This window comes from Streptomyces naganishii JCM 4654 (genome assembly GCF_014650575.1).
Classification (GTDB): domain Bacteria; phylum Actinomycetota; class Actinomycetes; order Streptomycetales; family Streptomycetaceae; genus Streptomyces; species Streptomyces naganishii.
In genome coordinates, this window is the sequence record NZ_BMVF01000004.1 from 108223 (window position 1) to 134988 (window position 26766).

Annotated in this window: 24 protein-coding genes, 1 tRNA gene and 1 pseudogene; 19 read left to right on the top strand and 7 right to left on the bottom strand. The window is 71.2% G+C overall.

Features of this window, described 5'->3' with window-relative positions:
• Positions 1–89 precede the first annotated feature (89 nt).
• The gene (locus IE217_RS08450; protein ID WP_190177122.1) at positions 90–1193 is read right to left on the bottom strand and encodes an alcohol dehydrogenase catalytic domain-containing protein; all 1104 of its coding nucleotides are present in this window, start codon (positions 1191–1193) and stop codon (positions 90–92) included.
• A gap of 101 nt (positions 1194–1294) precedes the next feature.
• Here IE217_RS08450 and IE217_RS08455 point away from each other — a divergent pair, with 101 nt between their 5' ends.
• The 3 genes from IE217_RS08455 (at position 1295) to IE217_RS08465 (ending at position 4004) form a co-directional block, all read left to right on the top strand.
• On the top strand, positions 1295–2188 hold the full coding sequence (locus IE217_RS08455; protein WP_190177123.1) for a LysR family transcriptional regulator: 894 nt from the start codon (positions 1295–1297) through the stop codon (positions 2186–2188).
• A 137-nt stretch (positions 2189–2325) separates the two neighbouring features.
• On the top strand, positions 2326–3138 hold the full coding sequence (locus IE217_RS08460; protein ID WP_190177124.1) for a class I SAM-dependent methyltransferase: 813 nt from the start codon (positions 2326–2328) through the stop codon (positions 3136–3138).
• 32 nt (positions 3139–3170) lie between these two features.
• Positions 3171–4004 (top strand): class I SAM-dependent methyltransferase, encoded by an 834-nt coding sequence (locus IE217_RS08465; RefSeq protein WP_229865180.1) that lies wholly within the window; start codon positions 3171–3173, stop codon positions 4002–4004.
• Positions 4005–4027: 23 nt separating this feature from the next.
• Here the strand turns inward: IE217_RS08465 and IE217_RS08470 are convergent, their stop codons facing one another.
• Positions 4028–4468, bottom strand: a complete 441-nt coding sequence (locus IE217_RS08470) for a MarR family winged helix-turn-helix transcriptional regulator (protein WP_190177126.1) — start codon at positions 4466–4468, stop codon at positions 4028–4030.
• 99 nt (positions 4469–4567) lie between these two features.
• On the opposite strand from IE217_RS08470, the gene IE217_RS08475 reads away from it, so the two are divergent.
• The 5 genes from IE217_RS08475 to IE217_RS08495 all read left to right on the top strand — a co-directional run bounded on the left by IE217_RS08475 (position 4568) and on the right by IE217_RS08495 (position 11121).
• Positions 4568–5491 carry a quinone oxidoreductase family protein gene (locus IE217_RS08475; RefSeq protein ID WP_190177413.1) on the top strand — a complete coding sequence of 308 codons (924 nt, stop codon included), beginning with the start codon at positions 4568–4570 and terminating at the stop codon, positions 5489–5491.
• Between the two features lie 230 nt (positions 5492–5721).
• Entirely contained in the window at positions 5722–7359 is a 1638-nt protein-coding gene (locus IE217_RS08480; RefSeq protein ID WP_229865123.1) for a carbohydrate binding domain-containing protein, read from the top strand.
• Positions 7360–7435: 76 nt separating this feature from the next.
• Positions 7436–8785 (top strand): chitinase, encoded by a 1350-nt coding sequence (locus tag IE217_RS08485; RefSeq protein WP_190177127.1) that lies wholly within the window; start codon positions 7436–7438, stop codon positions 8783–8785.
• Positions 8786–8917: 132 nt separating this feature from the next.
• Positions 8918–9916: a DUF1259 domain-containing protein gene (locus IE217_RS08490; RefSeq protein ID WP_190177128.1), complete on the top strand. Its 999-nt coding sequence runs from the start codon at positions 8918–8920 to the stop codon at positions 9914–9916.
• Positions 9916–11121, top strand: coding sequence for a cytochrome P450 (locus tag IE217_RS08495; RefSeq protein ID WP_190177129.1), 1206 nt, complete (start codon positions 9916–9918; stop codon positions 11119–11121). The genes IE217_RS08490 and IE217_RS08495 overlap by 1 nt, the downstream gene beginning before the upstream one ends.
• Positions 11122–11214: 93 nt before the next feature.
• Here the strand turns inward: IE217_RS08495 and IE217_RS08500 are convergent, their stop codons facing one another.
• Positions 11215–12051 (bottom strand): PIG-L family deacetylase, encoded by an 837-nt coding sequence (locus IE217_RS08500; protein WP_190177130.1) that lies wholly within the window; start codon positions 12049–12051, stop codon positions 11215–11217.
• A 695-nt stretch (positions 12052–12746) separates the two neighbouring features.
• Here IE217_RS08500 and IE217_RS08505 point away from each other — a divergent pair.
• The 3 genes from IE217_RS08505 (at position 12747) to IE217_RS08515 (ending at position 16713) form a co-directional block, all read left to right on the top strand.
• Complete coding sequence (locus IE217_RS08505) at positions 12747–15038, top strand: glycosyl hydrolase family 18 protein (protein WP_190177131.1); 2292 nt, start codon at positions 12747–12749, stop codon at positions 15036–15038.
• Positions 15039–15256: 218 nt separating this feature from the next.
• Positions 15257–15730 (top strand): carboxymuconolactone decarboxylase family protein, encoded by a 474-nt coding sequence (locus IE217_RS08510; protein ID WP_190177132.1) that lies wholly within the window; start codon positions 15257–15259, stop codon positions 15728–15730.
• A 59-nt stretch (positions 15731–15789) separates the two neighbouring features.
• Positions 15790–16713: an RNA polymerase sigma-70 factor gene (locus tag IE217_RS08515; protein ID WP_190177133.1), complete on the top strand. Its 924-nt coding sequence runs from the start codon at positions 15790–15792 to the stop codon at positions 16711–16713.
• A gap of 57 nt (positions 16714–16770) precedes the next feature.
• Here the strand turns inward: IE217_RS08515 and IE217_RS08520 are convergent, their stop codons facing one another.
• Positions 16771–17043, bottom strand: coding sequence for a hypothetical protein (locus IE217_RS08520; RefSeq protein ID WP_229865124.1), 273 nt, complete (start codon positions 17041–17043; stop codon positions 16771–16773).
• Between the two features lie 431 nt (positions 17044–17474).
• Here IE217_RS08520 and IE217_RS08525 point away from each other — a divergent pair, with 431 nt between their 5' ends.
• The 5 genes from IE217_RS08525 (at position 17475) to IE217_RS08545 (ending at position 21708) form a co-directional block, all read left to right on the top strand.
• Entirely contained in the window at positions 17475–18281 is an 807-nt protein-coding gene (locus IE217_RS08525; RefSeq protein ID WP_190177135.1) for a polysaccharide deacetylase family protein, read from the top strand.
• A gap of 213 nt (positions 18282–18494) precedes the next feature.
• Positions 18495–20048 carry an FMN-binding glutamate synthase family protein gene (locus tag IE217_RS08530; RefSeq protein WP_190177136.1) on the top strand — a complete coding sequence of 518 codons (1554 nt, stop codon included), beginning with the start codon at positions 18495–18497 and terminating at the stop codon, positions 20046–20048.
• A gap of 214 nt (positions 20049–20262) precedes the next feature.
• A complete protein-coding gene (locus IE217_RS08535) occupies positions 20263–21024 on the top strand; it encodes an SDR family oxidoreductase (protein WP_190177137.1) in 762 nt (253 codons plus the stop codon).
• 102 nt (positions 21025–21126) lie between these two features.
• Complete coding sequence (locus IE217_RS08540) at positions 21127–21342, top strand: 4-oxalocrotonate tautomerase family protein (protein WP_190177138.1); 216 nt, start codon at positions 21127–21129, stop codon at positions 21340–21342.
• Positions 21343–21637: 295 nt separating this feature from the next.
• Positions 21638–21708, top strand: a tRNA-Cys gene (locus IE217_RS08545).
• A 17-nt stretch (positions 21709–21725) separates the two neighbouring features.
• Here IE217_RS08545 and IE217_RS08550 read toward each other — a convergent pair.
• A complete protein-coding gene (locus IE217_RS08550; RefSeq protein ID WP_190177139.1) occupies positions 21726–21974 on the bottom strand; it encodes a hypothetical protein in 249 nt (82 codons plus the stop codon).
• 526 nt (positions 21975–22500) lie between these two features.
• Positions 22501–22680 (bottom strand): annotated as a pseudogene (locus IE217_RS35340) (helix-turn-helix domain-containing protein); the annotation flags it as partial.
• 112 nt (positions 22681–22792) lie between these two features.
• Here IE217_RS35340 and IE217_RS08560 point away from each other — a divergent pair.
• From IE217_RS08560 to trxB, 3 genes are all read left to right on the top strand, one after another.
• Positions 22793–23083 carry a thioredoxin family protein gene (locus IE217_RS08560; RefSeq protein ID WP_190177140.1) on the top strand — a complete coding sequence of 97 codons (291 nt, stop codon included), beginning with the start codon at positions 22793–22795 and terminating at the stop codon, positions 23081–23083.
• A 136-nt stretch (positions 23084–23219) separates the two neighbouring features.
• Positions 23220–24545: a S8 family peptidase gene (locus IE217_RS08565; RefSeq protein ID WP_190177141.1), complete on the top strand. Its 1326-nt coding sequence runs from the start codon at positions 23220–23222 to the stop codon at positions 24543–24545.
• A complete protein-coding gene (gene trxB / locus IE217_RS08570) occupies positions 24542–25513 on the top strand; it encodes a thioredoxin-disulfide reductase (RefSeq protein WP_190177142.1) in 972 nt (323 codons plus the stop codon). Before IE217_RS08565 ends, trxB begins: the two co-directional genes overlap by 4 nt.
• A gap of 242 nt (positions 25514–25755) precedes the next feature.
• Here the strand turns inward: trxB and IE217_RS08575 are convergent, their stop codons facing one another.
• On the bottom strand, positions 25756–26739 hold the full coding sequence (locus tag IE217_RS08575) for a helix-turn-helix transcriptional regulator (RefSeq protein WP_190177143.1): 984 nt from the start codon (positions 26737–26739) through the stop codon (positions 25756–25758).
• Between the last annotated feature and the right edge of the window lie 27 nt (positions 26740–26766).

A 26766-nucleotide genomic window follows, 5' to 3' on the forward strand; every position in this document is an offset into this window, starting at 1 on the left:
GCACCGGATCGTCCCGTGTCCGCGCCCACGCCGGATGGCCTCGCCCTGATCAGCGGTGCCCGCGTCCCCGGGCGGGTGGCCGGGGGGGATCAGCCGGTCTTGTCAGCGAGCCCGCGGGGGGTGAGGACGGTGCGGTCGAAGGGGCCGCCGTGCGAGGCGGCGTGGGCGACGGCGTCGTTGACGGCGTCCAGGCCGAAGGCGCGGACCCGTTCGGGGGCGAGGTCCAGGGTGCCCGAGGCGATCAGCCGGACGATGCCGACGTTCGCCGTACGCGGGTACATCCACTGGCCGCGTACGGTGATCGAGTTGCGCATGATCCACGGGTACGGGAGTGCGAGGTCCTCGCCACCGAGCATGCCGACACCGCCCATGAGAACCACGCGGCCGTGCTCGCGTACGGTCATGGCCGCCGTGCGCGCCACCGTGCTGGGTGCGCTCGGCGGCAGCAGGTCGATCACCAGGTCGACCGGGCCGTCGGCCGCGGCGGACACCGCCGCGCGGTCGCCCGCCTCGTCCCCGGTGAGCACGACCGGGCGCACCCGCGGACCGAACCGGCCGGCGAGGAGGCCGAGCGCGGCCCGGTTGCGGCCCGGGGCGACGACGCGGCCCGCTCCCATGGCGAGCGCGACCGCGACGGCACTGCTGCCGAGGTTTCCGGTGGCCCCGCTGACGAGCAGCGTCTCACCCGCGGCGAGCCCTCCGGCCAGCAGCCCGCCGTAGGGGATGACGTGCACGCCCAGCGCTGCCCAGCGTGCCGGGTCGTCCCCCGCTGCGGCGGGCAGCGGGAAGACGTTCTCCGTCGGGACCCGCATGAGTTCGGCGAACGATCCGTCGTGCAGGTACTCGGCGAGCCGCGCGCCGCCCTCGCCGCGGGAACTCCAGCCCTGCAGCGTGATGTCGGGCGTCAGGGCGTCGTCCCGCGAGCGCACCGTGCAGTCGCACCACACCAGGTCGCCGGGGCGCAGCCGGGTGGCGTCCGGGCCCGCGTGGACGACCCGTCCCACCCCGCCGATCCCGGGCACGACGGGCGGGACGAGGGGGTAGTTGCGCCGGCCGCCGAAGACCTCGGCGGCGTACGGGGCCACACAGGTGGCGAGCACCTCCACCACCACCTCCCCACCGCCTGCCTCCGGGTCGGGCACCTCCCGCACCATGAGCGGGTCACCGAATCGCGTCAGAACCGCTGCTCGCACGTGAGACCTCCATGTCCGTCCGTGTGCGTCGCGATCGACACTACGAGCACGCCGGGCATGCGGGAAGCGACGATCCCGCATGCGTGGTATGCCTGTACCGCATGGACATCTCCAGCACCGGCCTGCGGGTCCTGCGGCAGATCGCCGAGTCCGGCAGCTTCACCGCGGCAGCCGCGCGGCTCGGCTACACCCAGTCCGCCGTCTCGCGCCAGGCGGCCTCCCTCGAACGGAGCGCGGGCGCCGCCCTGTTCGAGCGCCGCCCCGACGGAGTGCGGCTCACCCCGGCGGGGCTGACCCTGCTGCGCCACGCCCGCACGATCCTCGACTGCCTCACCGCGGCCGAACGCGATCTCACCGGCACCGCCCCGCGTACCGAAGAGGTACGGCTCGGACTGTTCCTGAGCGCGGGGGCGGCCCTCCTGCCCCCTGCGCTCACCCGCCTCGCTGCCACCGACCCGCAGATCACGCTCACCACGACCGAGGGCACCACACCCACCCTCATCCGGGCACTGCGCGCGGGCTCGACCGACCTGGCCGTGCTGACCTCCCGCCCGCCCCACCGGCCCCTGGACGGCGAGTCGCCGCGCCTGCACACCGAGACCGTCACGGACACCGAACTGGTCGTCGCGGCGTCCTCGACGGGGCGGTTCGCCGGCCGCACCACGGTGCACGTCGACGAACTGGCCGACGCCCCGTGGATCGCCACCCCGGCGTCCGCCTCCGAGCCCCTGCTCGGCGTCTGGCCCGGCCTGCCCGCACGACCCCGCGTCGTCCACCGCGCACGCGACTGGCTGACCAAGCTCCACCTGGTCGCCGGAGGCTTCGGGGTGACGACCGTTCCCTTGCGGCTCTCACCCGTACTGCCGCCCGGAGTGGGCCTGCTCCACGTCCAGGGCGCACCGCCCGAAATCCGCCGGGTTCTCGTAGCCCGACTCGCAGGCCGCCCGACACCGGCGATCACAGCCGTCATCCGGGCCATCACCTCGGCCGCGTGACACAGGCACCCCGGTGAGGTCAGAACTCGTGCTCCGGTCCACTGCCCGTGGTGATCGTCCGGCGCTGCCGTCGTAGTAGACGAGCCGCTGCCCGAACCGCCCGTCCTCACCGGCGGTCACGCACTACGGTGGGACACATGTCCGAGCTCTCCGTGCGGGATTTCTACGACGAGTTGGCCCACGACTACCACCTGGTGTTCCGGGACTGGGACGCGAGCATGGCCTACCAGGCCGAGGTACTGGACGGGCTCGTCCGCCAATCCCTCGGCGCGGGACCGCACACCGTCCTGGACTGCTCGTGCGGGATCGGTACCCAGGCCGTCGGCATGGCCCTGGCCGGGCACCAGGTCGTCGGCAGCGACCTGAGCCCGGTGGCCGCCACGCGCGCCGCCGCCGAGGCGGCCGCCCGGGGCGGCCGGCTTCCGGCCGCCGCGGCCGACATGCGTCAACTGCCCTTCAAGGACGCGTCGTTCCATGTGGTCCTCTGCGCGGACAACTCCCTCCCGCACCTGCTCTCCGGACCAGATCTCCGGGCGGCCCTCCTCGGCATGCGACGGGTGCTCCGCGACGACGGACTACTGGTGATCACTGTCCGGGACTATGCCGAGGCACGCCGTACCAGACCCACGGCGACACCTCCTCAGGTCTCGGAGACACGCGACGGCCAAGTGATCACCTTCCAGCTGTGGCACTGGCATGAGGACGGTGAGCGCTACGACCTGGAGCACTTCCAGCTCATCCCCGCGCAGAACACCTGGGACGTCCGAGTCCGCCGGTGCGCCTGCTGGGCGCTGACGCCCCCGCAACTGGCCAAGTTCGTGGCCGAAGCCGGCTTCACCGACATCACCTGGCACAGTGCGGCCTCCAGCGGGTACTACCAGCCCGTACTTACCGCGAGTTCAGGAAAATCCGGTGAAGCCGGCGGTCACGGCGCCGGGCCGGCGCGGTGATGGACGAGGAGGAGCCGGTGCGGCCGTCCGGAGTGTGGGCCACCGCGGTGGGGGTGGCCAGGGTGCGGGCCCTGGAGAGCGCGCGGGACAACGCCTTGTTCCGCGACCCGCTGGCCCAGGCCTTCGCCGCCGCCGGCGGCCTGTGGCCCTCCTCGCCGCCGCTGCCCGACGACGAGGGCGCGCGGCGCCGCCGGCTGGCCGTGGCGTTCTCCATCGTCATCCGCACGAAGTTCCTCGACGACCTGCTGCGGCAGGCATCCGCCTCCGGGATCCGGCAGGTCGTGCTGCTCGGCGCCGGCATGGACAGCCGGGCCTTCAGGATCGACTGGCCCGAGGGCACCCGGCTGTTCGAGGTCGACACCACGGCGCCACTGGACTTCAAGGCTTCGGTGCTGCGTCAGGAGCGGGCCGTCGCACGCTGCGAGCGGATCACCGTAGCGGTGGATCTGCGGGAGGGCTGGCCGGCCGCGCTGGCCGCCGCAGGGCACGACCCGGCCCGGCCGACCGTGTGGATCGCCGAAGGACTGCTGATCTATCTGCCTCAGGACGCGGTGGAACTGCTGCTGGCCCGGATCAGCGCGCGGTCGGCACCCGGCAGCCGGATGGGGCTGACGCTGGGCTCGCGAGGCGTGATCGAGCGCTTCGGCGCGGACGCGGCGCCGGGATCGGCGGCGTCCCTGTGGGTCTCGGAGATGCCCGACGACCCGGTGGGCTGGCTGGCCGGGCACGGCTGGCAGGCCTCCTGCCACACCCTGCGCGAACGCGCCGCCGCCTACGGCCGCCCCATCACCACCCCGCCAGGGCACGAGGAAGGCCCCGGCGGACTGATCTCAGCGGTCCGCCGACCACCTGTTCCGCGTGCGTGAACCGATCCGCGGGGCCCACGGGATCACCGTACTCCGCTGATCCTTCGCAGCATCTCCAGGAACTGCTTCCGCTCCGCCGCGGACAGCGGGGCCAGGAGCTCGTCGTTGGCCCGCTTGCCCGCCGCCGTGCACTCCTCCAGGCGCTGTGCGCCCTCGGGGGTGAGACTCACCGCGTTCTTGCGGCGGTCGGCCGGGTCGGGGGTGCGTACGACGAGGCCCGCCGCCTGGAGGTCGTTGAGGACGCCCACCATGTCCTTCGGATCGAGCGAGACCGCCCTGCCCAGCTCGGCCTGCGCGACGGGGCCGAGATCCGCGACCGCCGCCAGGACCACGTGATGCCACATCCTCATGTCGTGCTGCGCGAGCGCCGCCGAGACCAGGCCGCGTCCACGGGCCGCGGCCCGGCCGAGGAGCCAGCTCGGGAGGTCGCGGATCCGGCTGGGCGCCGACGGGTTCTCTGTCATCCCCGACAGCCTATCGACAAAACGTTGGGACTCCCAACGAGCTTGCAGCTATCGTTGGGATCTCCAATGAACCTGACGAGTGCCGGGAGGCGGTCGGACATGCGGCGCATCCGCTACGAACACAGCGGTGGACCCGAGAAGCTGTTCCTCGAAGAGGTCCCCGTCCCGGAGCCCGAAGCCGGCGAACTCCTCGTCAGAGCCGAGGCGATCGGCGTCACGCTCCCCGTCGTGCGCAAAGTACGCGAAAGCGCGCGACCCATCCCGCTCGGCGGAGAACTGGCCGGTGAAGTGGTGCGCGTCGGCGACGGCGTGAGCGGCTACGCGCCCGGCGACCGGGTCACCGGCCTCTGCTTCGGGCACGGGTACGCGGAGTACGCCCTGCTGCACACCGCCATGGCCTCACCCGTCCCGGCGCGCGCCACCGCCAAGGACGCCGTGGCGCTCGTCCGCAGTGGTGTGGTGGCGCTCGGCGCCCTGGAGGCCGCGCGTCCGGGGAAGGGCGAGTCGGTCCTCGTCACCGCGGCGGCGAGCGGGGTCGGCCATCTCGCCCTCCAACTGGCCCGGTTGAGGGGCGCCTCGCGTGTCGTGGCCGCCGTGAGCGACCTCGCCAAGGAGGAGTTCGTACGTTCCCTCGGCGCCGACGCCGTGGTCACATACGGGCAGCAGGACTGGGGCGAGCCGGTCGGCATCGTGCTCGACGCGGTCGGCGGCGGACTGCTCACACCCGCCGTCAGGGCGCTCGCACCCGGCGGAAGACTGGTCGCGTACAGCTCGGGCGGCGGCACCATCGAGGCCCACGACCTCCTCGCGGGCGGCAAGTCCGCCATCGGTTTCCAGGTGGCGGTCGTGGCGAGGACCCAGCCACGGCGGTACGCCGGGTGGATCGAAGAACTGTGGAGGCTGTTCGGCGAGGGTGCGCTACGGCCCGCGGTCCACGCGGAGTTCGCCCTCGCGGACGCCGCACGAGCACACGCGGCGATCGAGGCCCGGGCCAACCAGGGAAAGGTCGTCCTGGTCCCTTGAGACCAAGCCGCTCCAAGACACCTGGGGCCGGAGTTGGCGGCGTGGCTGCCTCGCGCATTCGTGCAGGACAGGGCTTCCCCCCACCTTTGGTCCAGACCTATTGACGAGCCCAGCCGCCCATCCTACGATCCCGACGGTCACACGGCCGCATCTCTCCGCTTCACCCCGAGCCGGGCGTCACACCCTCCACCTTGCCATGCCCATGGCATGTGGCGAGAAGGGAGCACAGCATGTTCCGTCGGAGGTCGCGCCCCACAGGTCCGGCCGGCAGCGGTCAGCCCCGCACAGCCCCACGCTCAACCGTCGCGCGACGCGTCCTCGCGGGAGCCGGCGCGACCGCCCTGGCCGCCGCCGGCCTCGCGCTGGTGAACTCCGGTTCGGCAGGCGCCGCGACGACCAATTTGGTGGCCAACCCCGGTTTCGAGAGCGGCCTTTCGAACTGGACGTGCTCAGCCGGGTCCGGCGCGGCCGCGGTGACCAGCCCGGTCCACTCGGGCTCCGGCGCCCTGAAGGCCACGCCGTCCGGCCAGGACGACGCTCGGTGCACCCAGACCATCAGCGTGCAGCCCGGCTCCCAGTACACGCTGAGCGCCTACGTCCAGGGTTCCTACGTCTACCTCGGCGCCACCGGCACCGGCGCGGGCAGCGATCCCTCGACGTGGACACCGGGCAACTCCGCGTACGGCCGGCTCAGCGTCGACTTCACCACCGGCGCCAACACCACCTCGGTGACGATCTACCTGCATGGCTGGTTCGGCCAACCCGCCTACTACGCCGACGACGTGGTGCTCAGCGGTCCCGGAGGAACGCCCTCCACTCCCCCGACCACCCCGCCCACCACTCCGCCTTCGACGCCGCCGACCACTCCACCCACGACCCCACCGACCACTCCACCCACCACCCCGCCGGGCAGCACCTGCCCGACGAAGCCCAGGCCGTCCGGCAAGGTCCTCCAGGGCTACTGGGAGAACTGGGACGGCGCCTCCAACGGCGTCCACCCCGGCATGGGCTGGATCCCCATCACCGACAGCCGCATCGCCGCGCACGGCTACAACGTCATCAACGCCGCGTTCCCGGTGATCCTCTCCGACGGCACCGTCCAGTGGCAGGACGGCATGGACACCGGCGTCAAGGTGCCCACGCCCGCCGAGATGTGCCAGGCCAAGGCCGCGGGCGCCACGATCCTGATGTCGATCGGGGGCGCGGCCGCGGGCATCGACCTGTCATCGAGCGCGGTCGCCGACCGCTTCGTGGCGACGGTGGTGCCGATCCTCAAGCAGTACAACTTCGACGGGATCGACATCGACATCGAGACCGGCCTGTCCGGAAGCGGCGACATCAACACGCTGTCCACCTCCCAGGCCAACCTCGAGCGCATCATCGACGGCGTACTGTCGCAGATGCCGGCCGGTTTCGGCCTGACGATGGCTCCCGAGACCGCGTACGTCACCGGCGGCAGCGTCACGTACGGCTCGATCTGGGGCGCGTACCTGCCGATCGTGAAGAAGTACGTGGACAACGGCCGCCTGTGGTGGCTCAACATGCAGTACTACAACGGCAGCATGTACGGCTGCTCCGGCGACTCCTACGAGGCCGGCACGGTCGCGGGCTTCACCGCGCAGACCACGTGCCTGAACAACGGACTGGTCGTCCAGGGAACCACGATCAAGGTGCCCTACGACAAGCAGGTCCCGGGCCTGCCTGCCCAACCCGGCGCGGGCGGCGGCTACATGGCGCCCAGTCTGGTCAGCCAGTCGTGGAACGCCTACGGCGGCGGGCTGAAGGGCCTCATGACGTGGTCGCTCAACTGGGACGGCTCGAAGGGCTGGACGTTCGGTGACAACGTCAGGTCCCTCCAAGGCCGTTGACGCCTCCTCCGTGCAACTCCCCTCTCTTTTCGCGCGCATCTCCCCCACTCCCCCACCCCCATGCCGAGGGACTGTCATGCACTTTGCCAAATGGGCGGCTTCCGCCTCCGCACTCACCCTCGTGACCGCCGGTACGGTCCTCGCCCTGGCCCCCAGCGGAGCGGCCGCGTCGGCCGACGTCTACTCCGTCGCCCCCTACGTCGACATGTCGAACAGCCAGGAAGGCATGCTCGACACGGCCATCACCGGCCACAACCTCAAGGCGTACACGGCGGCCTTCGTGCTCGGCTCGGGCTGCAACCAGATCTGGGGCGACACCCTCCCGATCGGCAACGACTCCTACACCGACCCGCTGATCGCCAAGGCGAAGTCCGAGGGCGCGTCACTGATCATCTCCTCGGGCGGCGCGAGCGGCATGCCGCTGGCCTGGACGTGCACGACCCAGAGCTCGATCGACGCCGGGTACCAGGCCCTGATCAACGACTACGGCGTCACGCGGCTGGACTTCGACGTCGAGGGCGCGGCGGTGGCGGACACCGCCGCCGCGGCACGCCAGATGCAGGCGATGAAGGACCTCAAGGCGACCAACCCGAACCTCGAGTTCTCCATGACCCTGCCGGTCCTGGCGAGCGGGCTGACCGGCGACGGCGTCAACATCCTCAAGGCCGCGAAGAACGCCGGCATCAAGATCGACGTGGTCAACATCATGACCATGGACTACTACTCGGGCACCGGGACCGAGATGGGTCAGGGGTCGATCGCCGCGGCGCAGGCGACGCTGGCCCAGATGCAGTCCGTCGACCCGGGCTACACGTACGCGAACCTCGGGATCACCCCGATGATCGGCAAGAACGACGACGGTTCGACGTTCACTCTCGCGGACGCGGCGACCGTGGAGAGCTTCGCCGCGCAACACGGCGTCGGGCGGCTGGCGTTCTGGTCGGTCAACCGCGACCAGCCGTGCAGCGGAAGCGCCAACTCGCTGCCGACGTGCAGCGAGATCAGCCAGAGCAGCCTGGCCTTCACCGACGCGTTCACGGCGTACGCGGGGGGCTCGGGGACGTCGGGCGGCACCACATCGGGCGGCACGACGTCCGGGGGTTCGACGTCCGGCGGCACCACATCAGGTGGCACGACGACCGGGGGCACGACGAGCGGGGGCACCACCACGGGTGGCACGACGAGCGGGGGCACCACCACGGGTGGCACGACGAGCGGGGGCACCACCACGGGTGGCACGACGAGCGGCGGGACAGGTGGCGGCTCGACCTGCACGATCGCCGCGTGGAACTCCTCGCAGGTCTACACCGGCGGCAACACGGTCTCGTGGAAGGGCCACAACTGGAAGGCCAAGTGGTGGACGCAGGGCGAGGAGCCCGGAACCACCGGCGAGTGGGGCGTCTGGCAGGACCTCGGCGCCTGCTGAACCCCGGCAGGGTGAGACTCCCCTGACGGACGACCGGGCCCCCGGCCTGTTGCTCCACCTGGCCGCACGTGCGGTGCGGGTCACCGATCTGTGCGAACCGTCGTGCTTCCATCGCGCCAGGAGGCAAACGACATGGCTGACGAGCGACAGCAGGACACCCGTTCCCGATTCACCACATCCCGGCGGTGGGTGCTGGCCGCCGCGGCCACGGCACCCGTGGTCACGGCGGGCCGGGCCAACGCCGACGCCCGGCCCGTCGGGACACGCGAGGGCACGCTGGTCCAGCCGGTGCTGACCAAGCCGGCGGACTGGGCGGACGTGCGCCGGGCTCTCGGCCGGCCCGGTGACATGAAGCGGTACATGTACCACACACCGTTCCCGCGCCGGGACCTCACCGTCTTCTCCCACGGCGTCCGGATCAGTCCCGCGCTCGCCCTGGGCACGCACGTCTCCTTCGTGCGCTACGCCGACAAGAGCACCCTCCTGATGGGCGACGTCGTTGTCACCGAGCGGGAGCTGCAGCACTTCGTGGACGTCCTGCAGCGGCACGGAATCATGCTGACCGCCCTCCACAAGCACCTGCTGGCGCACTCGCCGGAGGTGTGGTGGATTCATGTGCACGCCCACGGCCACGACCCGGTCGCCGTCGCCCGCGGTCTGCGCGCCGCGTTCGACCGCACCGGCACCCCGCCCGCCGTGCCCGCCACGGCACCGCCACCCGTCGACCTGGACACCGCCGCCATCGATGCCGCGCTGGGGGTCAAGGGCTATCCGGACGACGATGTCTACAAGATCACCTTCGTCCGCCGGGAGACCATCGCCGACGGCCACGTGATCCTGCCTCCGGGCCTGGGCTCGACCACTTCCGTCAACTTCCAGCCGCTGGGCGGCCGCAGGGCCGCGCTCAGCGGTGACCTGGTGATGACCGCCGACGAGGTCCAGCCCGTGCTTCTCGCCCTGCGGCAGGGCGGCATCGAACTCGTCGAAGTGCACCACCACAACCTGACCGACCAGCCCCGCCTGTTCTTCGTCCACTACTGGGCCGTCGGCGACGCCGTGTCCCTCGCCCGGAGCCTGCGCCACGCCGTGGACACCACCAACGTCGTACCCATGCCCGGAGGAGCCGGCTGATGACCGCGGACAACGAGACCGTCGCCTGCCCGTTCGACTTCAGCGAAGCCCTGGAGTTCGACCCGGCGCTCGAGCACCTGATGCGCCGCGACTCCCCCACCCGGATCCGGCTCCCCTACGGCGACGCCGACGCGTGGCTGGTCACCGGGTTCGACGCCGTCAAACAGGTGACCACCGACCACCGGCTCAGCCGGGCCGGCATCATCGGCCACGACTACCCCCGGATGACGCCGGAGCCCATCGTCTCGCCCGAGTCGATCAACGTGATGGATCCGCCGCACAGCAGCCGCGTCCGCCATCTCGCCTCCCAGGCCTTCACCCAGCAGAACGTCGAAGGCATGCGACACCGCATCACGCGGCTCGCGGACCTCCTGCTGGACGAGATGGAGGAACACGGCCCACCGGCGGATCTGGTCTCCCACCTCTCCGACACGCTGCCCCAGCACACGGTCCTGGACCTCCTCGGCATCGAACGCCAGGAATGGCCGCGCATCCAGGAGTCCGTGCACCAACTCCTCGTCGTCGGCGCGGACAACAAGGAAACCGCCGCCACCGCCAAGGCCGACCTGACCGCGTACTTCGCGAAACTCGTCGAACAACGCCGGGACACCCCCGGCCCCGACCTCATCAGCGCGATGGCGGCGGCGCGGGACGGCGAGGAACAGCTCGACGACAGGGAACTCGCGGTCATGGCCCTGATGCTGGCGCTCAGCGGCCAGGACACGGCGACCTGCCAGATCAGCAACATCACGTACCTGCTCCTGACACGTCCCGAACTGATGCGCCACGTCAGGCAGCGGCCCGAAACGCTCACCGACGTCCTGCACGAGCTGCTGCGCCACATCCCGTTCCGCAAGGGCGTGGGCATCCCCCGGGTCGCGCTCGAGGACCTGGAACTGGACGGAGTCCGGATCCGGGCCGGCGAGTACGTCCACGTCTCCTACCTCACCGCCAACCGTGACGCCGAACGCTACCCCGATCCCCACACCATCGACCTGAACCGCCCCAGCAGCCCGCACATGACGTTCGGCTGGGGAGGACACCGGTGCATCGCCATGCCACTGGCCATGGCCGAACTCGAAGTGGCCGTCGGACGGCTCCTGGCGCGATTCCCCGGACTGCGGCTCGCCGTACCACCCGAAGAGGTCCGCTGGGACACGAAGACCATCAGACGCTTCCCGCTCGAGCTACCGGTGACCTGGTAGGAAGCCGGTGCTGCGTTCCTCCGTGCCGTCGGACGACGTCGCGGAGGATGGCGCGGGCGGTGTCGCGGGCGGCGGCGAGGCCGGCCACGGGGGTCAGCGCAGCCCGGCGAAGAGGTCGTTCTCGGGCACGGCAGCGCCGGTTGCGTCCTGGACCCGGACGAAGGTCTCCACACCCATCAGCTCGGTGAACTTCTCCTTGCCCATCCTCAGGAAGAAGATGTTCTCCCCCTGGCTCGCGTGCGCGGCCAGCGCGTCGAACTTCTGTCCGCCGAAGTCGGTGGTGTCCACCCAGGTGGTGATCTCCTCGTCCGGGAGACCGATCTCGGGCGGTACGGCGGCCGCCTCCTCCTGATCCGGCTCCTCCCACTCCGCGCCCAACTCGCGCAGGATTTCCCCGAACCGCCGCATCATGGAGCGCGGCGCGGTCGTCCAGTACACCTTGGGAGTCATCGCGGTCATCGCCAGCGCCGCCATCGTGACGCGGTGCGCCTGGATGTGGTCGGGGTGGCCGTAGAACCCGTTCTCGTCGTACGTCACGACCACGTCGGGCCGGTAGCGCCGCAGGAGTTCGGCGAGACGAACCGCGCCCTCCTCCACGGGCGTCTGCCAGAAGGCCCCGGGGGCCTCGTTGGTGGCCCAGCCCATCATTCCGGAGTCGGCGTACTCCAGCATCTCCAGGTGGCTGACCTTGAGGACTGCGCAGCTCGCTTCGAGTTCTCGACGCCGCATCGCGGCGACGGCCTGCGGATCGTGCCCGGGCTCGCCCGGCTTGACACCCCCCGGCCCGTCGCCGCAGCCGCCGTCCGTACACGTGACGAGCACCGTGCGAATGCCCTCCTCCGCATAGCGCGCGAGGACACCCCCGGTTCCCGTGGCCTCGTCGTCCGGATGGGCGTGCACCGCCATCAATGTCAGGGGCCGGTCAGCCATGAAAAAGTCCTCCGGTCAGAAGTGCTCGGTCGAAAACCGCGATGTCAGGGCCGGCGCTCACCCGCCCCACCGGGTGACACAGTACGCAGGGCAGCCCCTCGGAAGGTGCAACGGTTTCGATCCGACGGGCTGTTCCCGGCCGCCCAGGGGACGCTCCGCGTCCGAACCCCGCGTCGCCTCGCACGCGGTGCCGGCGCCCCGCGAGACCACGCGGACCGCACCCGACGGCTGCCTGCCGCGGCCCCCGAAGTCGCAGGCGCGGCTCGGCGGGTGGTCCCGAGCGGACCGGGCCCGCGGCACCGCCTCCGACCCCTTGACCGGCCGGCACCACGGCGCGGCCCTGCCCCATGGAACACCGGCCGGACCGGCCCGGGTGCGCGCCACCGCGCGCCCGGGCCGGATCCATCTGCCCACAGGCGCGGCGCATGAGGACCGGCGGCCGAGCGGGACGCCTGTCGCCGTTCATGCCACACCAGCCACGGGCGACGGGCCGGGGCGTCGGACGGCGACGCCAGGCGGCCGGACCCATTGACGCATTGGTCCAGACCTTCTACGTTGTGGGCGCCCGACCGATGGCGGTGCCCGCCGTGACCCGGCCCTCCCCGCTCCTTACCCGCCGCCATCGTCCGGTGCCCGCATGCGCACACGCACGGATCACCTCACCCCTGTACCACCCCACCACCACAGGGAGAGCCATGTTCCACAGGCGCAGACCAGACATGCGGCGGCGGACCGGCGCGCTGGGCGCCGCGCTGCTCCTGCCACTCGCGGCGCTCATCACCCTCGCCTCCCCCGCCCACGCGGCCGGAACCCTCACGGCGACGTTCACCACCCAGGACAACGGCTCCTGGTGGAAGGGCACATACGTCATCCACAACAGCGGCTCGGCCGCGGTCAACGGCTGGACCCTGGAGTTCGACCTGCCCGCCGGGGTCTCCGTCAGCGGGAACTACAACGGCGACGTCACCGTCTCCGGGCGCCACATGACCGTCAAGAACGCCTTCTACAACGCGAACGTCCCGGCCGGCGGCAGCACCGAGCCGTACAGCTACTGGTTCACGGCGACCGGGACGGCCGCAACCCCGACCGGCTGCACGGTCAACGGCGACAAGTGCGACGGCACCCCCGACGTCCCGCCGGCCGCCCCCGGCGCCCCGAAGGCGACCGCGGTCACCGCGCACTCGGTGGCGCTGGCCTGGGCAGCCGCTCAGCCGGGCGACCACGCGGTGGCCTCCTACGACGTGCTCAGCGGCGACTCCACCGTCGCCACCACGAGCGGCACCTCCGCGACGGTCACCGGCCTTACCCCGGCGACGAGTTACACCTTCACCGTGCGGGCCAAGGACACGCGCGGGAACACCGGACCGGCCAGTGCCCCGCTGACCGTCAAGACGGTGGACCCGTCGACCGACCCGACCCCGCCGACCGCGCCGGGCAACCTGCGCTCCACCGGCAAGACCTCCTCCAGCGTCAGCCTGGCCTGGGACAAGTCGACCGACAACGTCGGCGTGGCCGCGTACGACGTCTACCGCGACGGCACGATGGCGAAGTCGGTCGGCGCGGACACCACGACGGCCACCGTGGACGGGCTCTCCCCGGCCACGGCCTACACCTTCACCGTCAAGGCCCGCGACACCGCCGACAATCCCTCGGCCGCCTCCAACGCCGTGAGCGTCACCACGGACGACGTGGCCGGCGCGGGCAAGCAGCTGAAGGTGGGGTACTTCGTGCAGTGGGGCATCTACGGGCGCCAGTACTTCGTGAAGAACCTGGACACCTCCGGCGCCGCGGCCAAGCTGGACGTCGTCAACTACGCCTTCGAGAACCTGGATTCGAAGGACCTCACCTGCAAGGCGGGTGTCACCAAGGGCACTTCCACCGACCCGGAGGATCCCGACCAGGGCACTGACGCGGGCGACGCGGACGCCGACTACGCGCGGCCCATGTCCGCCGACCAGTCGGTCGACGGCGTCGCCGACGACGGCTGGGGCAAACTGCGCGGCAACTTCAACCAGTTGAAGAAGCTCAAGGCCAAGTACCCCAAACTCAAGGTCCTCGCGTCGATCGGGGGCTGGACCTACTCGAAGTTCTTCTCCGACGCCGCCGCCACGCAGGCCGCCCGGGAGAAGTTCGTCAAGTCCTGCATCGACGTGTGGATCAAGGGCAACCTGCCCGTCTACAACGGCGCGGGCGGGCCGGGCACCGCGGCCGGCATCTTCGACGGCATCGACCTCGACTGGGAGTGGCCGGGCTCGGAGGGCCATCCCGGCAACCACTACGGCACCCAGGACAAGGACAACCTGACGGCTCTGCTCGCCGAGTTCCGCAAGCAGCTCGACGCGCTCGGCGGCCCGCACCGCCTGCTCACCGCGTTCACCCCGGCCGACCCGGCGAAGAACTCCGCCGGCTGGGACCTGAGCCGCATCTTCGACTCCCTCGACTACGCCGACGTGCAGGGTTACGACTTCCACGGCTCGGGCAGCGACAACTCCTGGGAGCCCAAGCGCACCGGCGACGCGTCCAACCTCTACACCGACGCGCAGGACCCGTACCCGTTCCACTTCAGCATCGAGAACGCGGTCAAGGCGTATCTCGGCGCGGGAGTCAACCCCCGTAAGCTGGTGGTGGGTTTCCCCTTCTACGGGCGCGGGTGGCAGCAGGTCACCGACGGCGGTGCCGGCGGTGAGTGGCAGGACGCGAACGGGGCGGCGCCCGGCCAGTTCGACACCGAGGCCGGGGTGCGCGGCTACGCCAACCTGATCACCAGCTTCCCGAACATGACCGTGCACCACGACGACCAGTCGGTGTCGACGTTCGGCTACACCGGCCCGAACGGCCAGTGGTGGTCGTTCGACGACGCCTGGTCGATCGGGAAGAAGACGGCCTGGATCAAGTCCAAGGGCCTGCTGGGCGGCTTCGTGTGGGAGATGTCCGGCGACACCCCCGGCGGCCAGCTGATGACCGCGCTGGACAGCGGCCTGAAGTAGCGCACCAGGTCCCGCGGTCGGGCTTCGGGACCGCGCGAAAACCCCCGGGCGGGCGGTCGGCGGACCGTCCGCCCGGGCTCCGTTCCGGCATCGGATCCGGCCCGCTCCAGCCGGAGGACGGCGGCGGGGAGACGCGGGTCACATTCGGCCGTGTCACAGGGCGACGGGCCACCTCGTCTCAGGGGGTGCAGCCACTGACGAGCACGGAGGAGCACACCATGGACGCGCGACTGGACTACTTCGCCGACCGGACGGCCGGCGAAATCCTGAAGTACCTCATGTCGACGGGCAGGGCGCTGAAGGACTCGCCGCTGCCCGCCGCGACGCAGGAGCTGGTGGCGCTGCGCGTGAGCCAGATCAACGGCTGCGCCGTCTGCGTCGACATCCACACCAAGGAGGCCGCCGCCGTCGGCGAGAGCCCCGTGCGGCTGAACCTGGTAGCGGCGTGGCGGGAGGCCACGGTCTTCACCGAGGCCGAGCGTGCCGCGCTGGAACTGGCGGAGGAGGGAACCCGGGTCGCGGACGCGGCCACGGGCGTCAGCGACCGGGTGTGGGCGCACGCCTCCGAGCACTACGACCAGGAGCAGCTCACCGCCCTGGTGATCCTGGTCTCCTTCATGAACGCGGTGAACCGGCTGAACATCCTCACCCGGCAGCCGGCCGGCGACTACGAGCCCGGACAGTTCGGCTGAACATGACCGCGCCGGCGAGTGCGGCAGGGTGGAATGCCTGCGGGGAGAGGGGTTTCGTCGTGAACAAGGTCGAGGAGTTCGAGGAGCTGCGGCCGTTGCTGTTCTCGATCGCCTACCGGATTCTGGGCAGCGTGGGTGAGGCCGAGGACGCGGTGCAGGAGACGTGGCTGCGCTTCGACGGCTCCGCGGCCCAGGTCTCCTCGGCCAAGGCGTTCCTGTCGGCGACGGTGACGCGGATCTCGATCGACGTACTGCGCTCCGCGCGGGTGAGACGGGAGGAGTACGTGGGCCCGTGGTTCCCCGAGCCGCTGCTCAGCGATCCGTATCAGGATCCGGCGCGTTCGGCGGAGCTGGCCGACTCGGTGTCGATGGCCGCGCTGCTGCTCCTGGAGCGGCTCAGCCCGCTGGAGCGGTCGGTGTTCGTCCTGCGGGAGGTGTTCGGCTTCGGGTTCGACGAGGTCGCCTCGGCGGTCGGGCGGTCGGAGGCGGCCTGCCGGCAGTTGCTCGTACGGGCTCGGCGGCACATGCGGGCCGGACGGCCCCGCTTCGAAGCGGACCGTCAGGAGCAGCGGGAACTGGCGGCGCGGTTCTTCGACGCGCTCAGGGACGGCGACGTGAGCGGGCTGCGGAATCTGATGGCCGCTGACGTGCAGTTGGTCGGGGACGGCGGCGGCAAGGCTCCGCAGCTCGCCAGGGCCGTCAGCGGCGGCGACAACGTGGCCCGGCTGCTCGCGTCCGTGTTCGCCCGTCTGGCCCGGGTCGATGTGACGTGCGAGCCGCGGGAGATCAACGGGCAGCCCGGCGCGATCTTCCGCGACCGGGACGGCAAGGTGCTCAACATCCTGGCCCTGGATGTGCTCGAGGGGCAGATCCGGACCATCCGCTCAGTGATCAATCCCGACAAGCTCGGCCACCTCGGGCAGGTCGCCGACGCCTGGGCCGTCGACCGCGAGGTGAAGCAGGCCCGCCGGCGAAGGAAGTGACCCCAGGACCGGCGTGGGCCGGCTCGCCCGGCGGCAGCGCACGCAGGCTGCCGAAGCTCAGCTCGTGCTTCCTCCGTACCGTGCGGTTATCCACGCGACGCCGCGCTGGGCCAGGGCGCGCCTTCGGCCCCGCCGGGTCCGACGCACGGTGGCCGAGCGCGGCTGCGACGGCATCGCCGCCGTGGCCGCGAGACGGCGGGCGGCGCGCGCCAGTTCGGCCCGCAGTCGGCGGCGGTCGGACGAGCCGGCCCGCAACAACGCCGAGTAGAGCCCCTCGACCTCGGCCACGGCAGCAGCCAGCCGCAGGTTCTCCTCACGCTCTCGCCGCATGTCCCCGGGCGTCACGACCGCCCTTTCTTCCCGATGACGGGGCAGCCCCCCTTACGCCTCAATTATTGCGCAACTCTGCAATCCATGGCCCGGGGGTCCCAGGGGCACCGCCGAGGACGAGGTGGCGGCGACGTGGAAGCGCCGGGGTGGCCTGCCCGGGCCTCCGACCGCCGCGTCGTACGGCATGCGTGGACAGGGGCGCGCGACCAGGGCGCTCGTGCGCAGACCGGCCGCGGGGACGGCGCTCCTGCCGCTCGTCGCCGACGTGATGTCACCGACACCACAGGCTATTCATACCTGTCTATTGATCTTCTCGTCGCATCACCGGGCTATCTTCCTGGTGGATCACCGGCACAAGGCAGGCGGGAGACGCGGTGGAGCGGTGCAGCGGACGGGTGAAGGCGTGCCGGGTCGCGGGCGGGGTGATCACGATGGCGCTCACCGTCGCGAGCTGCGGCACCGGCGGGAGCGGTGAGGCAACGGCCCCTTCTCCGGCCTCCTCACCGAACGGCACCCGCACGGTGCCGAGGGCTCAGCCCGAAGTCTCGGCCTGGCACAAGTGGGGCCTGTCCCCTCTGCCGGCCACCCCGCAACCGCCCGCCGACAAGCCGGTGAAGCTCTCCGCCACCGGAACGGTCCCGGTCCTCACCCGTATTCCGACCTCCCAGAAGGTCGTCTTCATCACGATCGACGACGGGCAGGAGAAGGACCCTCGCTTCGTCCGCATGATGCGGGACCTGCGGATCCCGGTCACGATGTTCCTGATGAACGACGCGATCAAATCGGACTACGCGTACTTCAAGCCACTGCAGGCCCTGGGCAACCACATCCAGAACCACACGCTGCACCACCCCGTGATGAGCAGCCTGCCCCTCGCCCGCCAGCGGGAGGAGGTGTGCGGTGACCAGCGGATCCTCACCGAGAAGTACGGCACCGCACCACTGCTGTTCCGGCCGCCGTACGGCGCGTACAACCACAACACCAGGATCGCGGCGGGCGAGTGCGGACCACGCGCGATCGTCTGGTGGCGGGAGTCCATGCAGATCCGCAACATGCAGTACCAGGCGCCGGACAAGAAGCTGCGCAACGGCGACATCATCCTCGCCCACTTCCGCGGGCCCAGTGAACTCAAGGGCACAACGATGACGCAGATGTTCGCCAATCTGCTCAAGCGGATCCGGGAACAGGGATTCGCCGTCGCGCGCCTGGAGGACTACATCCAACCACCGACCCGCTGAACCGGCACACCACTCCCCAACACGCCACCCGGCTCCGCGTTTTGCCCGCGCAGGAGCACAACACCCGGCCGCAGGCTGCGGGTATTGAGTCCCGACTGCGCCGGCCGCTTCGCCTCGTTCGGCAGGTGGCGGTGACCCCGCCGCAGTCCCCTGCCGCCCGTCTGCAATATCATCTGGCGTTCTTCGACGGACCCACCCAGTAGAGGAGCGTTCATGCGCGCCCGGAGCATTGGCACGGCCGCCGCCGCAGCACTGGCGCTGGTGGCCGCCCGCGATCTCGTCCAGAAGAAGCACGCGCTGCTCCGGAACTTCCCGGTCATCGGGCACGCCCGGTATCTGCTGGAGACGATCGGGCCCGAGCTGCGCCAGTACATCGTGACCTCCAACGAGGAGGAACGCCCCTTCAGCCGGGACCAGCGCACGTGGATCTACGCGTCGGCGAAGGAGGAGAACAACTACTTCGGGTTCGGCACCGACGTGGACGTCGAGCATGTGCAGGGGCACGCGTACCTGAAGCAGCGCACGTTCGCCGACGCGCTGTCCGAGGCGCGGGGCGGGCACGACCCGCAGGCTTCCCTGCCCTCCGCCAAGGTGCTGGGCGGGCCGCGCGGGCGGGCCAAGGCGTTCAGGCCGGCTAGCGTGGTGAACATCTCGGCGATGAGTTTCGGGTCGCTCTCCGGCGCGGCGATCACCGCGCTCAACAAGGGCGCGGCGCTGGCGGGCACGCTGCACAACACGGGCGAGGGCGGCCTGTCGCCGTACCACCGCAACGGCGGCGACCTCACCCTGCAGATCGGCACCGCGTACTTCGGCTGCCGCAACGAAGACGGCACTTTCAACCTCGACAAGCTCAAGGACGTCGTCGCCGGCGCCCCCGTCAGGGCGATCGAGATCAAGCTCTCCCAGGGCGCCAAGCCCGGGCTGGGCGGGATGCTGCCGGGCGCGAAGGTGACCGAGGAGATCGCCGCCATCCGTGGCATACCGGTGGGCAAGGACTGCGCCTCCCCGTCGCGCCACACGGCCTTCCGCGACGTCGACTCGATGCTGGACTTCGTCGAACTGCTCGCCGCCGAGACCGGTCTGCCGGTCGGCATCAAGAGCGCGGTGGGCGAGATGGGCTTCTGGCAGGAGCTGGCCACGCTGATGGCGCGCGGTGACCGGGGCGTCGACTTCGTGACCATCGACGGCGGCGAGGGCGGCACCGGAGCCGCGCCGCTGACCTTCGCGGACTCGGTGTCGCTGCCGTTCCGGATGGGTTTCTCCCGGGTCTACGGCACCTTCGCCGAGCGGGGGCTGACCGACGACCTGACCTTCATCGGCTCCGGCAAGCTCGGCCTGCCCGAGAACGCCGCCGTCGCCTTCGCCCTGGGCGTCGACATGATCAACGTAGCGCGTGAGGCGATGCTGTCGATCGGCTGCATCCAGTCGCAGAAGTGCCACACCGACAAGTGCCCCACCGGCATCGCCACCCAGAGCGCATGGCTCGCCCGTGGCCTCGACCCGGCCTCCAAGGCCACGCGGGCCGCTGTCTACCTCCGCACCCTGCGCAAGGAGTTGACGAAGCTCTCGGCGGCCGTCGGCGTCGCGCACCCCTCGCTCATCACGGCCACCGACATCGAGATCCTCAACGGCGACTACGAAGCCCGCTCCCTGGCCGCCGTCTACGGCTACAAGGACGGCTGGGGACAGCTCTCCCCGCGTCTCGCCGACGAGATCACCGCGCTGCTCGCCGCCGGGCCGGGCACCGGCCCGCAGTCTGCCGTCTGACCGGCCTGTCCTCCGGTACCGATCGCCCGACGGGTCTGCTCGGCCGGGAGCCGGCTCGGTTCAACTGCCCCCGCCCGAAGGTGCTCTGACGGTGCGTGAAGTGACCAGGCCGTCGAAGGCCGGCGGCCCGCTGCCGACCGGGTGGTCGGCGGGGTGCGGACACAGGGGATGGCGTCCCCTGGTTCCGGCGGCCGGCACGGTTCACGGTGGAGGCATGAAGACAACGTCACCCACGCAACCGTCGCCGGCACCCCGGGTCGCCGTCGTCACCGGAGGATCACGCGGCATCGGGCGGGCGGTGAGCCGGCGGCTCGCCCAGGACGGCCTGAGGGTCGTGGTGAACTACGCCCAGGACGCCGCCGCGGCCGAGGAAACGGTGGCTGAGATCGCCGCCGAGGGCGGTCAGGCCATCGCGGTGCGTGCCGACGTCGCGGACGAGGAGGCGGTCGCCGCACTGTTCGACCGGGCGGAGAAGGAGTTCGGCGGGGTGGACGTCCTCGTCAACTCCGCCGGCCGGCTCGCCCTGTCCCCCATCGCCGATCTCGACCTCGACGTGCTGGACTCCCTGCACCGCACCAACATCCGGGGCACCTTCGTCACCGCGCAGCAGGCCGCGCGCAGGCTGCGGCCCGGCGGCTCGTACGTGGCCTTCTCGACCTCCGTCGTCGGCACGCAGTTCCCCGCCTACGGGGCGTACGCGGCGAGCAAGGGTGCCGTCGAGGCGATGACACTGATCCTCGCCCGCGAACTGCGCGGCCGGGACATCACCGTGAACGCCGTCGCGCCCGGGCCCACGGCCACGGATCTGTTCCTCGAAGGCAAGACGGACGAGGAGGTCGCCCGGCTCGCCAAGGTCCCGCCCTTGGAGAGGCTCGGCACGCCCGTGGACATCGCCCATGTGGTCGCCTTCCTCGCCAGTGCGCAGGGGCACTGGGTGAACGGGCAGGTGCTGCGGGCCAACGGCGGGATGGTCTGAGGGCACGGCCGGCAGCAGCTCCGGGACCGACACCAGACCCCGACACAGACCCCGACGCATACGCACACTCACACTCAGACTCAGAGACCAGGAGAAGCAGCCATGCCTTTCGCCAACTTCAAGGTTCCCGCGGGCACCATCACCGCCAAGGACAAGAAGAAGCTCGTCGAGCGCACCACCGACCTGTACGCGGAGATCTACGGTGAGCGGGCCCGTGCCACCACCGTCGTCGTCATCGACGAAGTCGCCGACGGCGGGTGGGGTGTGGCCGGCAACGTCCTGACCGCGGCGATGCTGAATGGCCCGGCCTCGTCGTAGGCCCTCCGCCGGCCGGCCATCGCTGTCCGCGAGCCGGGCCGCCGTTCCGGACGCGCTGAAACCCACCATTTCCGCAGCGTTCCGGAACCGCGCCCGGTCACGCCGTCCCCGAATTCATGGCGTCTTTAAATTCTTTCGATTCGCGGGTCGGTCAAGTCATTCGAAGCTTCATGTCGACGGCTATGTCGAGAGGGTATGCCTCCTTGCCGAAATGGCATGGAGTAATCACGCCCCATTCAATCTCGGGACCGTCCGCATCTGTTATCTTTCCGGTGTCCGGATGTCATCCGTGTTCGGTGGAGTGGCCGAGAGGCGAGGCGACGGCCCGCAGAGCCGTTCACACAGGTTCGAATCCTGTCTCCACCTCTGTCCGGCGCCCCGGTTCAGGGCATCCAAGTGCCCTGGTACGTCGCGTGCACCGTTTCCGCCAACCGGGGCGCCCAGGCGGCGGCGCGGCTGTGCGGTTGCCAGACCAGCAGCAGCCAGTAGCGGGTGGCGGCGTCGGACAGCGGGGTGTAGACCACGCCGGCCGCCGGTGCGGGGTAGGGGTAGACGGGCAGCACGCCGTGAACCGCGCAGGTCAGCGCCGCGGCTGCGGCCTCGTCCGGCACCCAGCGCAGCGTGACGCCCACATCGGTGCGGCGTACGGCGGCCGTGAAGTGCCTGCGAAGTTCGGCATGGCGGCGGCCTTCGACGAGCAGGCACGTCTCGCCGTCGAGTTCGATCAGCGCGACCGGGGGGGCGGCCGGCCAGCGGGTGACCGGCAGCGGTGCCGAGCAGGAGGTTCTCCTCGGCGAGCACGGCGAAGCGGAGGCGTTCCGGCAGGGGGCCGTCCAGCAGGCAGGAGTGCCGGACCACCGCCAGATCGAGACGGTGCGCGTGGAAGAGGTCCAGCAGAGCGCTTTCGAAGTCCTCGCCCCGCGCGTCGCCGGCCGGCTCGTGCCAGACCTCAGGGACGACCTGCACCTCGATGGCCGCGGACGGCAGCAGGGCCCGGCCGTGGGTGGTGACCAGCGGGAGAGCGGGCGTGGGGACCGCGCCGATGCGCAGGCGCTCCGCCGACGGATCGGGACGGCTCCCGCGACCGCCGACGGCCAGGAGGTGGTCGATCCTGGGGAGCAGGTCGTCGGCGCAGCGCAGCAGCAGGCGGCCGGCGGCGGTGAGACGTGCCCCGTGGTGGTCACGACGCAGGACGACCAGCCCGGTGGTCCGCTCCAGGTGCTGGATGCGGCGCGTGACGCCGGCCTGGTTGACGCCGAGTGCGCGCGCGGCGCCCGCGAGGCTGCCGTGCTCCGCCACGGCCCGCAGCACCCGCAGGTCCTGGATTTCGATGTCCATGACAATTCAACAAACAGAGCCGGTCCGTGGCGCGTGGGCAGAGAGCAGCGACATCAGCTTCGGCATCAGCGGGGCCGTCCAACTGCGGTACGCCACCAGGTGGGTCACCCGCATGTCCAGGTCGGAGTGGTCGCGCACCAAGCCGGTGGTTCTCGACTTCTCCGCCGAGTGGTGTTACTGGTGCCAGAAGGAGAAGCCGTACCTCCAGCGGTACAACACGGCCGACAACGGCGCCTGGGTGTGGGCGAGGGTCGACGTCGACGAGAACCCCGACCTGACCCAGCAGTACCAGGTGGACGGCATTCCGGCACTGGTCGACATCAAGAACGGCACGGAGGCCGGCAGCCGCATGGTGGGCTTCGACGGCCCGAGCTCGCTGCGCGACTGGCTGAACAGGCTGTAACGCCCCGGTGCCGCCGCCGAGTGACGGCGGCGGCACCGTCGCCCGGGACGCGGCGGCACCCCACTTGCCGCCGCTCCCCGGGCGCTTCCCCCCTCTCCCGGCACCTCGCAGCGACAGGCGAAAGGCTCATCCCCACATGAACAAGCTCCAGTTGAGGGCCGTCACGGCCGCGTTCGTCGCGGCCGGCGTGGTCCTTCCCCTCCTGACCGCGGGCCCGGCCTCCTCGGCCACCCGGCTGGACAGGTCCCCGTCCACCGCGTCCTCCTCCGCCACCACCATCTACATCATCGGGGTCAACGGCACGCAAGCGACCGAGGAGGCGGTCACCCAGCGGGCCCATGAGCTGATCGCCGCGCACGGTGGCGAGTTGCGCAGGGTGTACTACGCCGCCTCCCAGGCGTTCTCCGTCTCGCTCACCGACGCGCAGGTGAACGGCTACTACTCGGACACCCATGTCAACTCGATCACCAGCGACCGCGTCTACCGGGTGGCCGGCCGGGTCACCGGAGGGCAACCGCGGGGCAGGGACACCGCGAAGCGGGCGGCCGCAGCCGAGGACGCGGGGCTGTCCGGCATCGAGTTGTCGCCGCCCTCGTGGGGGCTGGACCGCATCGACCAGCGCGACCTGCCTCTGGACGGCGTCTACGCCTTCCCCGGCACCGGTGCCGGGGTGGACACCTACATCGTCGACACCGGTGTGCGGGTGAGGCACTTGGAGTTCCGGGGCGGCCGCGCGCACGGCGCCTGGAACGCCATCGAGCAGGCCCCCGGCGGTGACACCGACTGCAACGGCCACGGCACCGCCTCCGCGGCCACCGCCGCCGGACTGTTCACCGGTGTCGCCAAGGGCGCCACCGTGCAGTCCGTGCGCGCCTTCGACTGCGACGGCACCGGCACGCTGGAGCACATCATGTCCGCCGTCGACTGGATCACCGCCCATGCCCACGGTCCCTCGGTCGTCAACCTGGGCTTCTCCGGCGAAGCGGGCTCGGTGCTCGACCTCCAGCTGTACCACATGACCAAGAAGGGCATCGCGTACACAGCCGCGGCGGGCAACGGCGACGACTCGGGCAACGGCAGGGAGTCCTGCGAGACGACCCCGGCCCGGCAGACCACCGCCATCACCGTCGCCGCCACCGGCCCCGACGACAAGCGCCCCGTCTGGTCCAACTACGGTTACTGCGTCCACCTGTTCGCGCCCGGTACCGACATCGTGACCGCCGGCGCGGGCGGCGACACCTCCTACGTCAAGCTCACCGGCACCTCGGCGGCCACGGCCGAAGTCACCGGCGCGGCGGCCATGTACCTCGCCGCCCACCCCACGACGACACCGGTCGAACTGGACCACGCGCCGGCCGCCGCCGCGACCAAGAACCATGTGGGCGACGCGGGCACGGACTCCCGGAACCTGCTGCTCCACACCGGTTTCTCCCCCGCCACGCAGGGCGGTGAACAGCGGTGAGCGACGGCGTACGGGACGTCGTCGTCATCGGCTCCGGCCCCGCCGCGTACACCGCCGCCCTCTACACCGCGCGGGCCGATCTGCACCCGCTGGTCCTGCGCGGCAGCGTTTTCGTCGGCGGCGCGCTGGCCACCACCACCGAGGTGGAGAACTATCCGGGCTTTCCCAAGGGCACGCAGGGCCCCTCCCTGATGGACGCCATGGCCCAGCAGGCCGAACGGTTCGGGGCCGAGTTCATCGACGAGGAGGCCGTCTCCGTCGCTCTCGCCGGGGAGGTCAAGACCGTCACGGACACCGTGGGCGGCGAACACCGCGCGCGGACGGCCGTCGTCGCGACCGGCACGGGGCATCGAAAGCTCGGCGTGCCGCAGGAGGACGAGCTCTCCGGGCGCGGCGTGTCCTGGTGCGCCACGTGCGACGGGTTCTTCTTCCGCGACCACGACATCGCCGTGGTCGGCGGCGGCGACACCGCCCTGGAGGAGGCCACCTTCCTGAGCCGGTACGCCCGTTCGGTCACGGTGATCCACCGGCGTGACGAGTTGCGGGCCTCCAAGGCGATGCAGCGGCGGGCGTTCGCCGACCCGAAGGTCTCCTTCGCCTACGACCGGAAGGTGGTCGCCCTGCACGGCGACACGGACACGGGCCTGACCGGTCTCACCCTGCGCGACACGGTCACCGGGGAGACCGAGGAACGGTCCGTGACGGGGCTGTTCATCGCGATCGGGCACCGTCCGCGCAGCGAACTGTTCGCAGGCCGGCTCGCCCTCGACGAGGCCGGGTACGTGCTGGTGGAACCGCCGTCGAGCCGCACCAGCGTGCCGGGGGTGTTCGCGGCGGGCGACGTCGTCGACCGCGTCTACCGCCAGGCCGTGACAGCGGCCGGATCCGGATGCGTGGCCGCGCTCGACGCCGAGCGGTACCTCGCGGGGCTGCACGACGGGCAACTCCAGGAGTCCGGCTCGTCGTGAGCCCACATGGCACGGGCATCGCGAGCCCGCACGGCACGGGCGTCGCGGGCGCCCGTGCCGTGTCAACCGGGTGACGCCGACCGTCCCGCGCCCCGGGTCGGCATCGGCATCGGCATCCGCATCCGCATCCGCATCCGCATCCGCATCCGCATCCGCATCCGCATCCGCATCCGCATCCGCATCCGAGGCTCGCCCCCTGCCGGACCCTTTGGGCCGTCCGTTGCGGCCCCAACGGCACCGTGTCACCCGTGGTTTGAGCCACGCCCCGCGTCGGCGTACCGCGCGGCGAGTCGGGTGAAGGCGTCGGACAGTTCCGGTGGTCCGACGACGTGGACGGCGGTGTCGAAGCGGCCGATGGCGGTGGCGAGGCCGGTCCACGACCAGGAGCCGAGGGTGAGACGGCAGCGCCCCGGTCCGAGTTCCTCGACGATTCCGTCCCTGGCGAGGGGAGCCACACTCCGGGCGGGCAGGTCGAGCACCACTTCGCCGCGGCAGGGCCAGTCGGTGGTGGAGCCGTCGGTTCCGCGGAACCGGCCGGTGACGAACCCCGCAACGTCCCCGATGGGCAGATCACGTGGGGTGAAGCGCGGGCCGGTGGGCGTGCGCGGGTGCACGCGGTCGGCGCGGAAGGTGCGCCAGTCGCCGCGGTCCAGGTCCCAGGCGACCACGTACCAGTGGCCGCGCCAGGTGACGAGGTGGTGGGGCTGCGCGCGGCGGGGTGGCCCCTCGCAGGCGGCGGCGTCCGGGCCGTAGTCGAAGCGCAGTTCCTCCCTGGCGTGGATGACGCGGCTCAGTTCCATGAGCCCTCGCGTGCCGGCCGGCGGGGCGCTGCCCTCCCGCACCGGCCGGACGGCGGTGACCCGGGCGGTGTCGATGCGGTGACGCAGACGCGGGGGCATGACCTGGCGCAGGGTGGCCAGGGCCCGTACGGCGTCCTCACCGATCGCCGGGTCGGTGGCGGCGGCCTGGAGCGCGAGGGCCAGGGCCACGGCCTGGCCGTCGTCGAACAGCAGGGGCGGCAGCCGCGAGCCGGCCTCCAGGCGGTAGCCGCCCGCCGGGCCCTTGAAGGCGCTGATGGGATAGCCCAGTTCACGCAGGCGGTCGATGTCACGGCGCACGGTGCGAGGGGTGACGTCGAGCCGCTCGGCGAGGTCGTCACCGGACCAGTCACGGTGCGTCTGCAACAGCGAGAGCAGTGCGAGCAGGCGCGAGGACGTTTTCCGCATGCCGCCACCCTGCCCGCAGTACAGGAC

Bases quoted from the DNA above. Each gene is read 5' to 3' on its own strand.
- IE217_RS08455 (WP_190177123.1), top strand. From the start codon at position 1,295: ATGGACATCTCCAGCACCGGCCTGCGGGTCCTGCGGCAGATCGCCGAG.
- IE217_RS08460 (WP_190177124.1), top strand. From the start codon at position 2,326: ATGTCCGAGCTCTCCGTGCGGGATTTCTACGACGAGTTGGCCCACGAC.
- IE217_RS08470 (WP_190177126.1), bottom strand. From the start codon at position 4,468: ATGACAGAGAACCCGTCGGCGCCCAGCCGGATCCGCGACCTCCCGAGC.
- IE217_RS08475 (WP_190177413.1), top strand. From the start codon at position 4,568: ATGCGGCGCATCCGCTACGAACACAGCGGTGGACCCGAGAAGCTGTTC.
- IE217_RS08480 (WP_229865123.1), top strand. From the start codon at position 5,722: ATGTTCCGTCGGAGGTCGCGCCCCACAGGTCCGGCCGGCAGCGGTCAG.
- IE217_RS08485 (WP_190177127.1), top strand. From the start codon at position 7,436: ATGCACTTTGCCAAATGGGCGGCTTCCGCCTCCGCACTCACCCTCGTG.
- IE217_RS08490 (WP_190177128.1), top strand. From the start codon at position 8,918: ATGGCTGACGAGCGACAGCAGGACACCCGTTCCCGATTCACCACATCC.
- IE217_RS08495 (WP_190177129.1), top strand. From the start codon at position 9,916: ATGACCGCGGACAACGAGACCGTCGCCTGCCCGTTCGACTTCAGCGAA.
- IE217_RS08500 (WP_190177130.1), bottom strand. From the start codon at position 12,051: ATGGCTGACCGGCCCCTGACATTGATGGCGGTGCACGCCCATCCGGAC.
- IE217_RS08505 (WP_190177131.1), top strand. From the start codon at position 12,747: ATGTTCCACAGGCGCAGACCAGACATGCGGCGGCGGACCGGCGCGCTG.
- IE217_RS08510 (WP_190177132.1), top strand. From the start codon at position 15,257: ATGGACGCGCGACTGGACTACTTCGCCGACCGGACGGCCGGCGAAATC.
- IE217_RS08520 (WP_229865124.1), bottom strand. From the start codon at position 17,043: ATGCGGCGAGAGCGTGAGGAGAACCTGCGGCTGGCTGCTGCCGTGGCC.
- IE217_RS08525 (WP_190177135.1), top strand. From the start codon at position 17,475: ATGGCGCTCACCGTCGCGAGCTGCGGCACCGGCGGGAGCGGTGAGGCA.
- IE217_RS08530 (WP_190177136.1), top strand. From the start codon at position 18,495: ATGCGCGCCCGGAGCATTGGCACGGCCGCCGCCGCAGCACTGGCGCTG.
- IE217_RS08535 (WP_190177137.1), top strand. From the start codon at position 20,263: ATGAAGACAACGTCACCCACGCAACCGTCGCCGGCACCCCGGGTCGCC.
- IE217_RS08540 (WP_190177138.1), top strand. From the start codon at position 21,127: ATGCCTTTCGCCAACTTCAAGGTTCCCGCGGGCACCATCACCGCCAAG.
- IE217_RS08560 (WP_190177140.1), top strand. From the start codon at position 22,793: ATGTCCAGGTCGGAGTGGTCGCGCACCAAGCCGGTGGTTCTCGACTTC.
- IE217_RS08565 (WP_190177141.1), top strand. From the start codon at position 23,220: ATGAACAAGCTCCAGTTGAGGGCCGTCACGGCCGCGTTCGTCGCGGCC.
- IE217_RS08575 (WP_190177143.1), bottom strand. From the start codon at position 26,739: ATGCGGAAAACGTCCTCGCGCCTGCTCGCACTGCTCTCGCTGTTGCAG.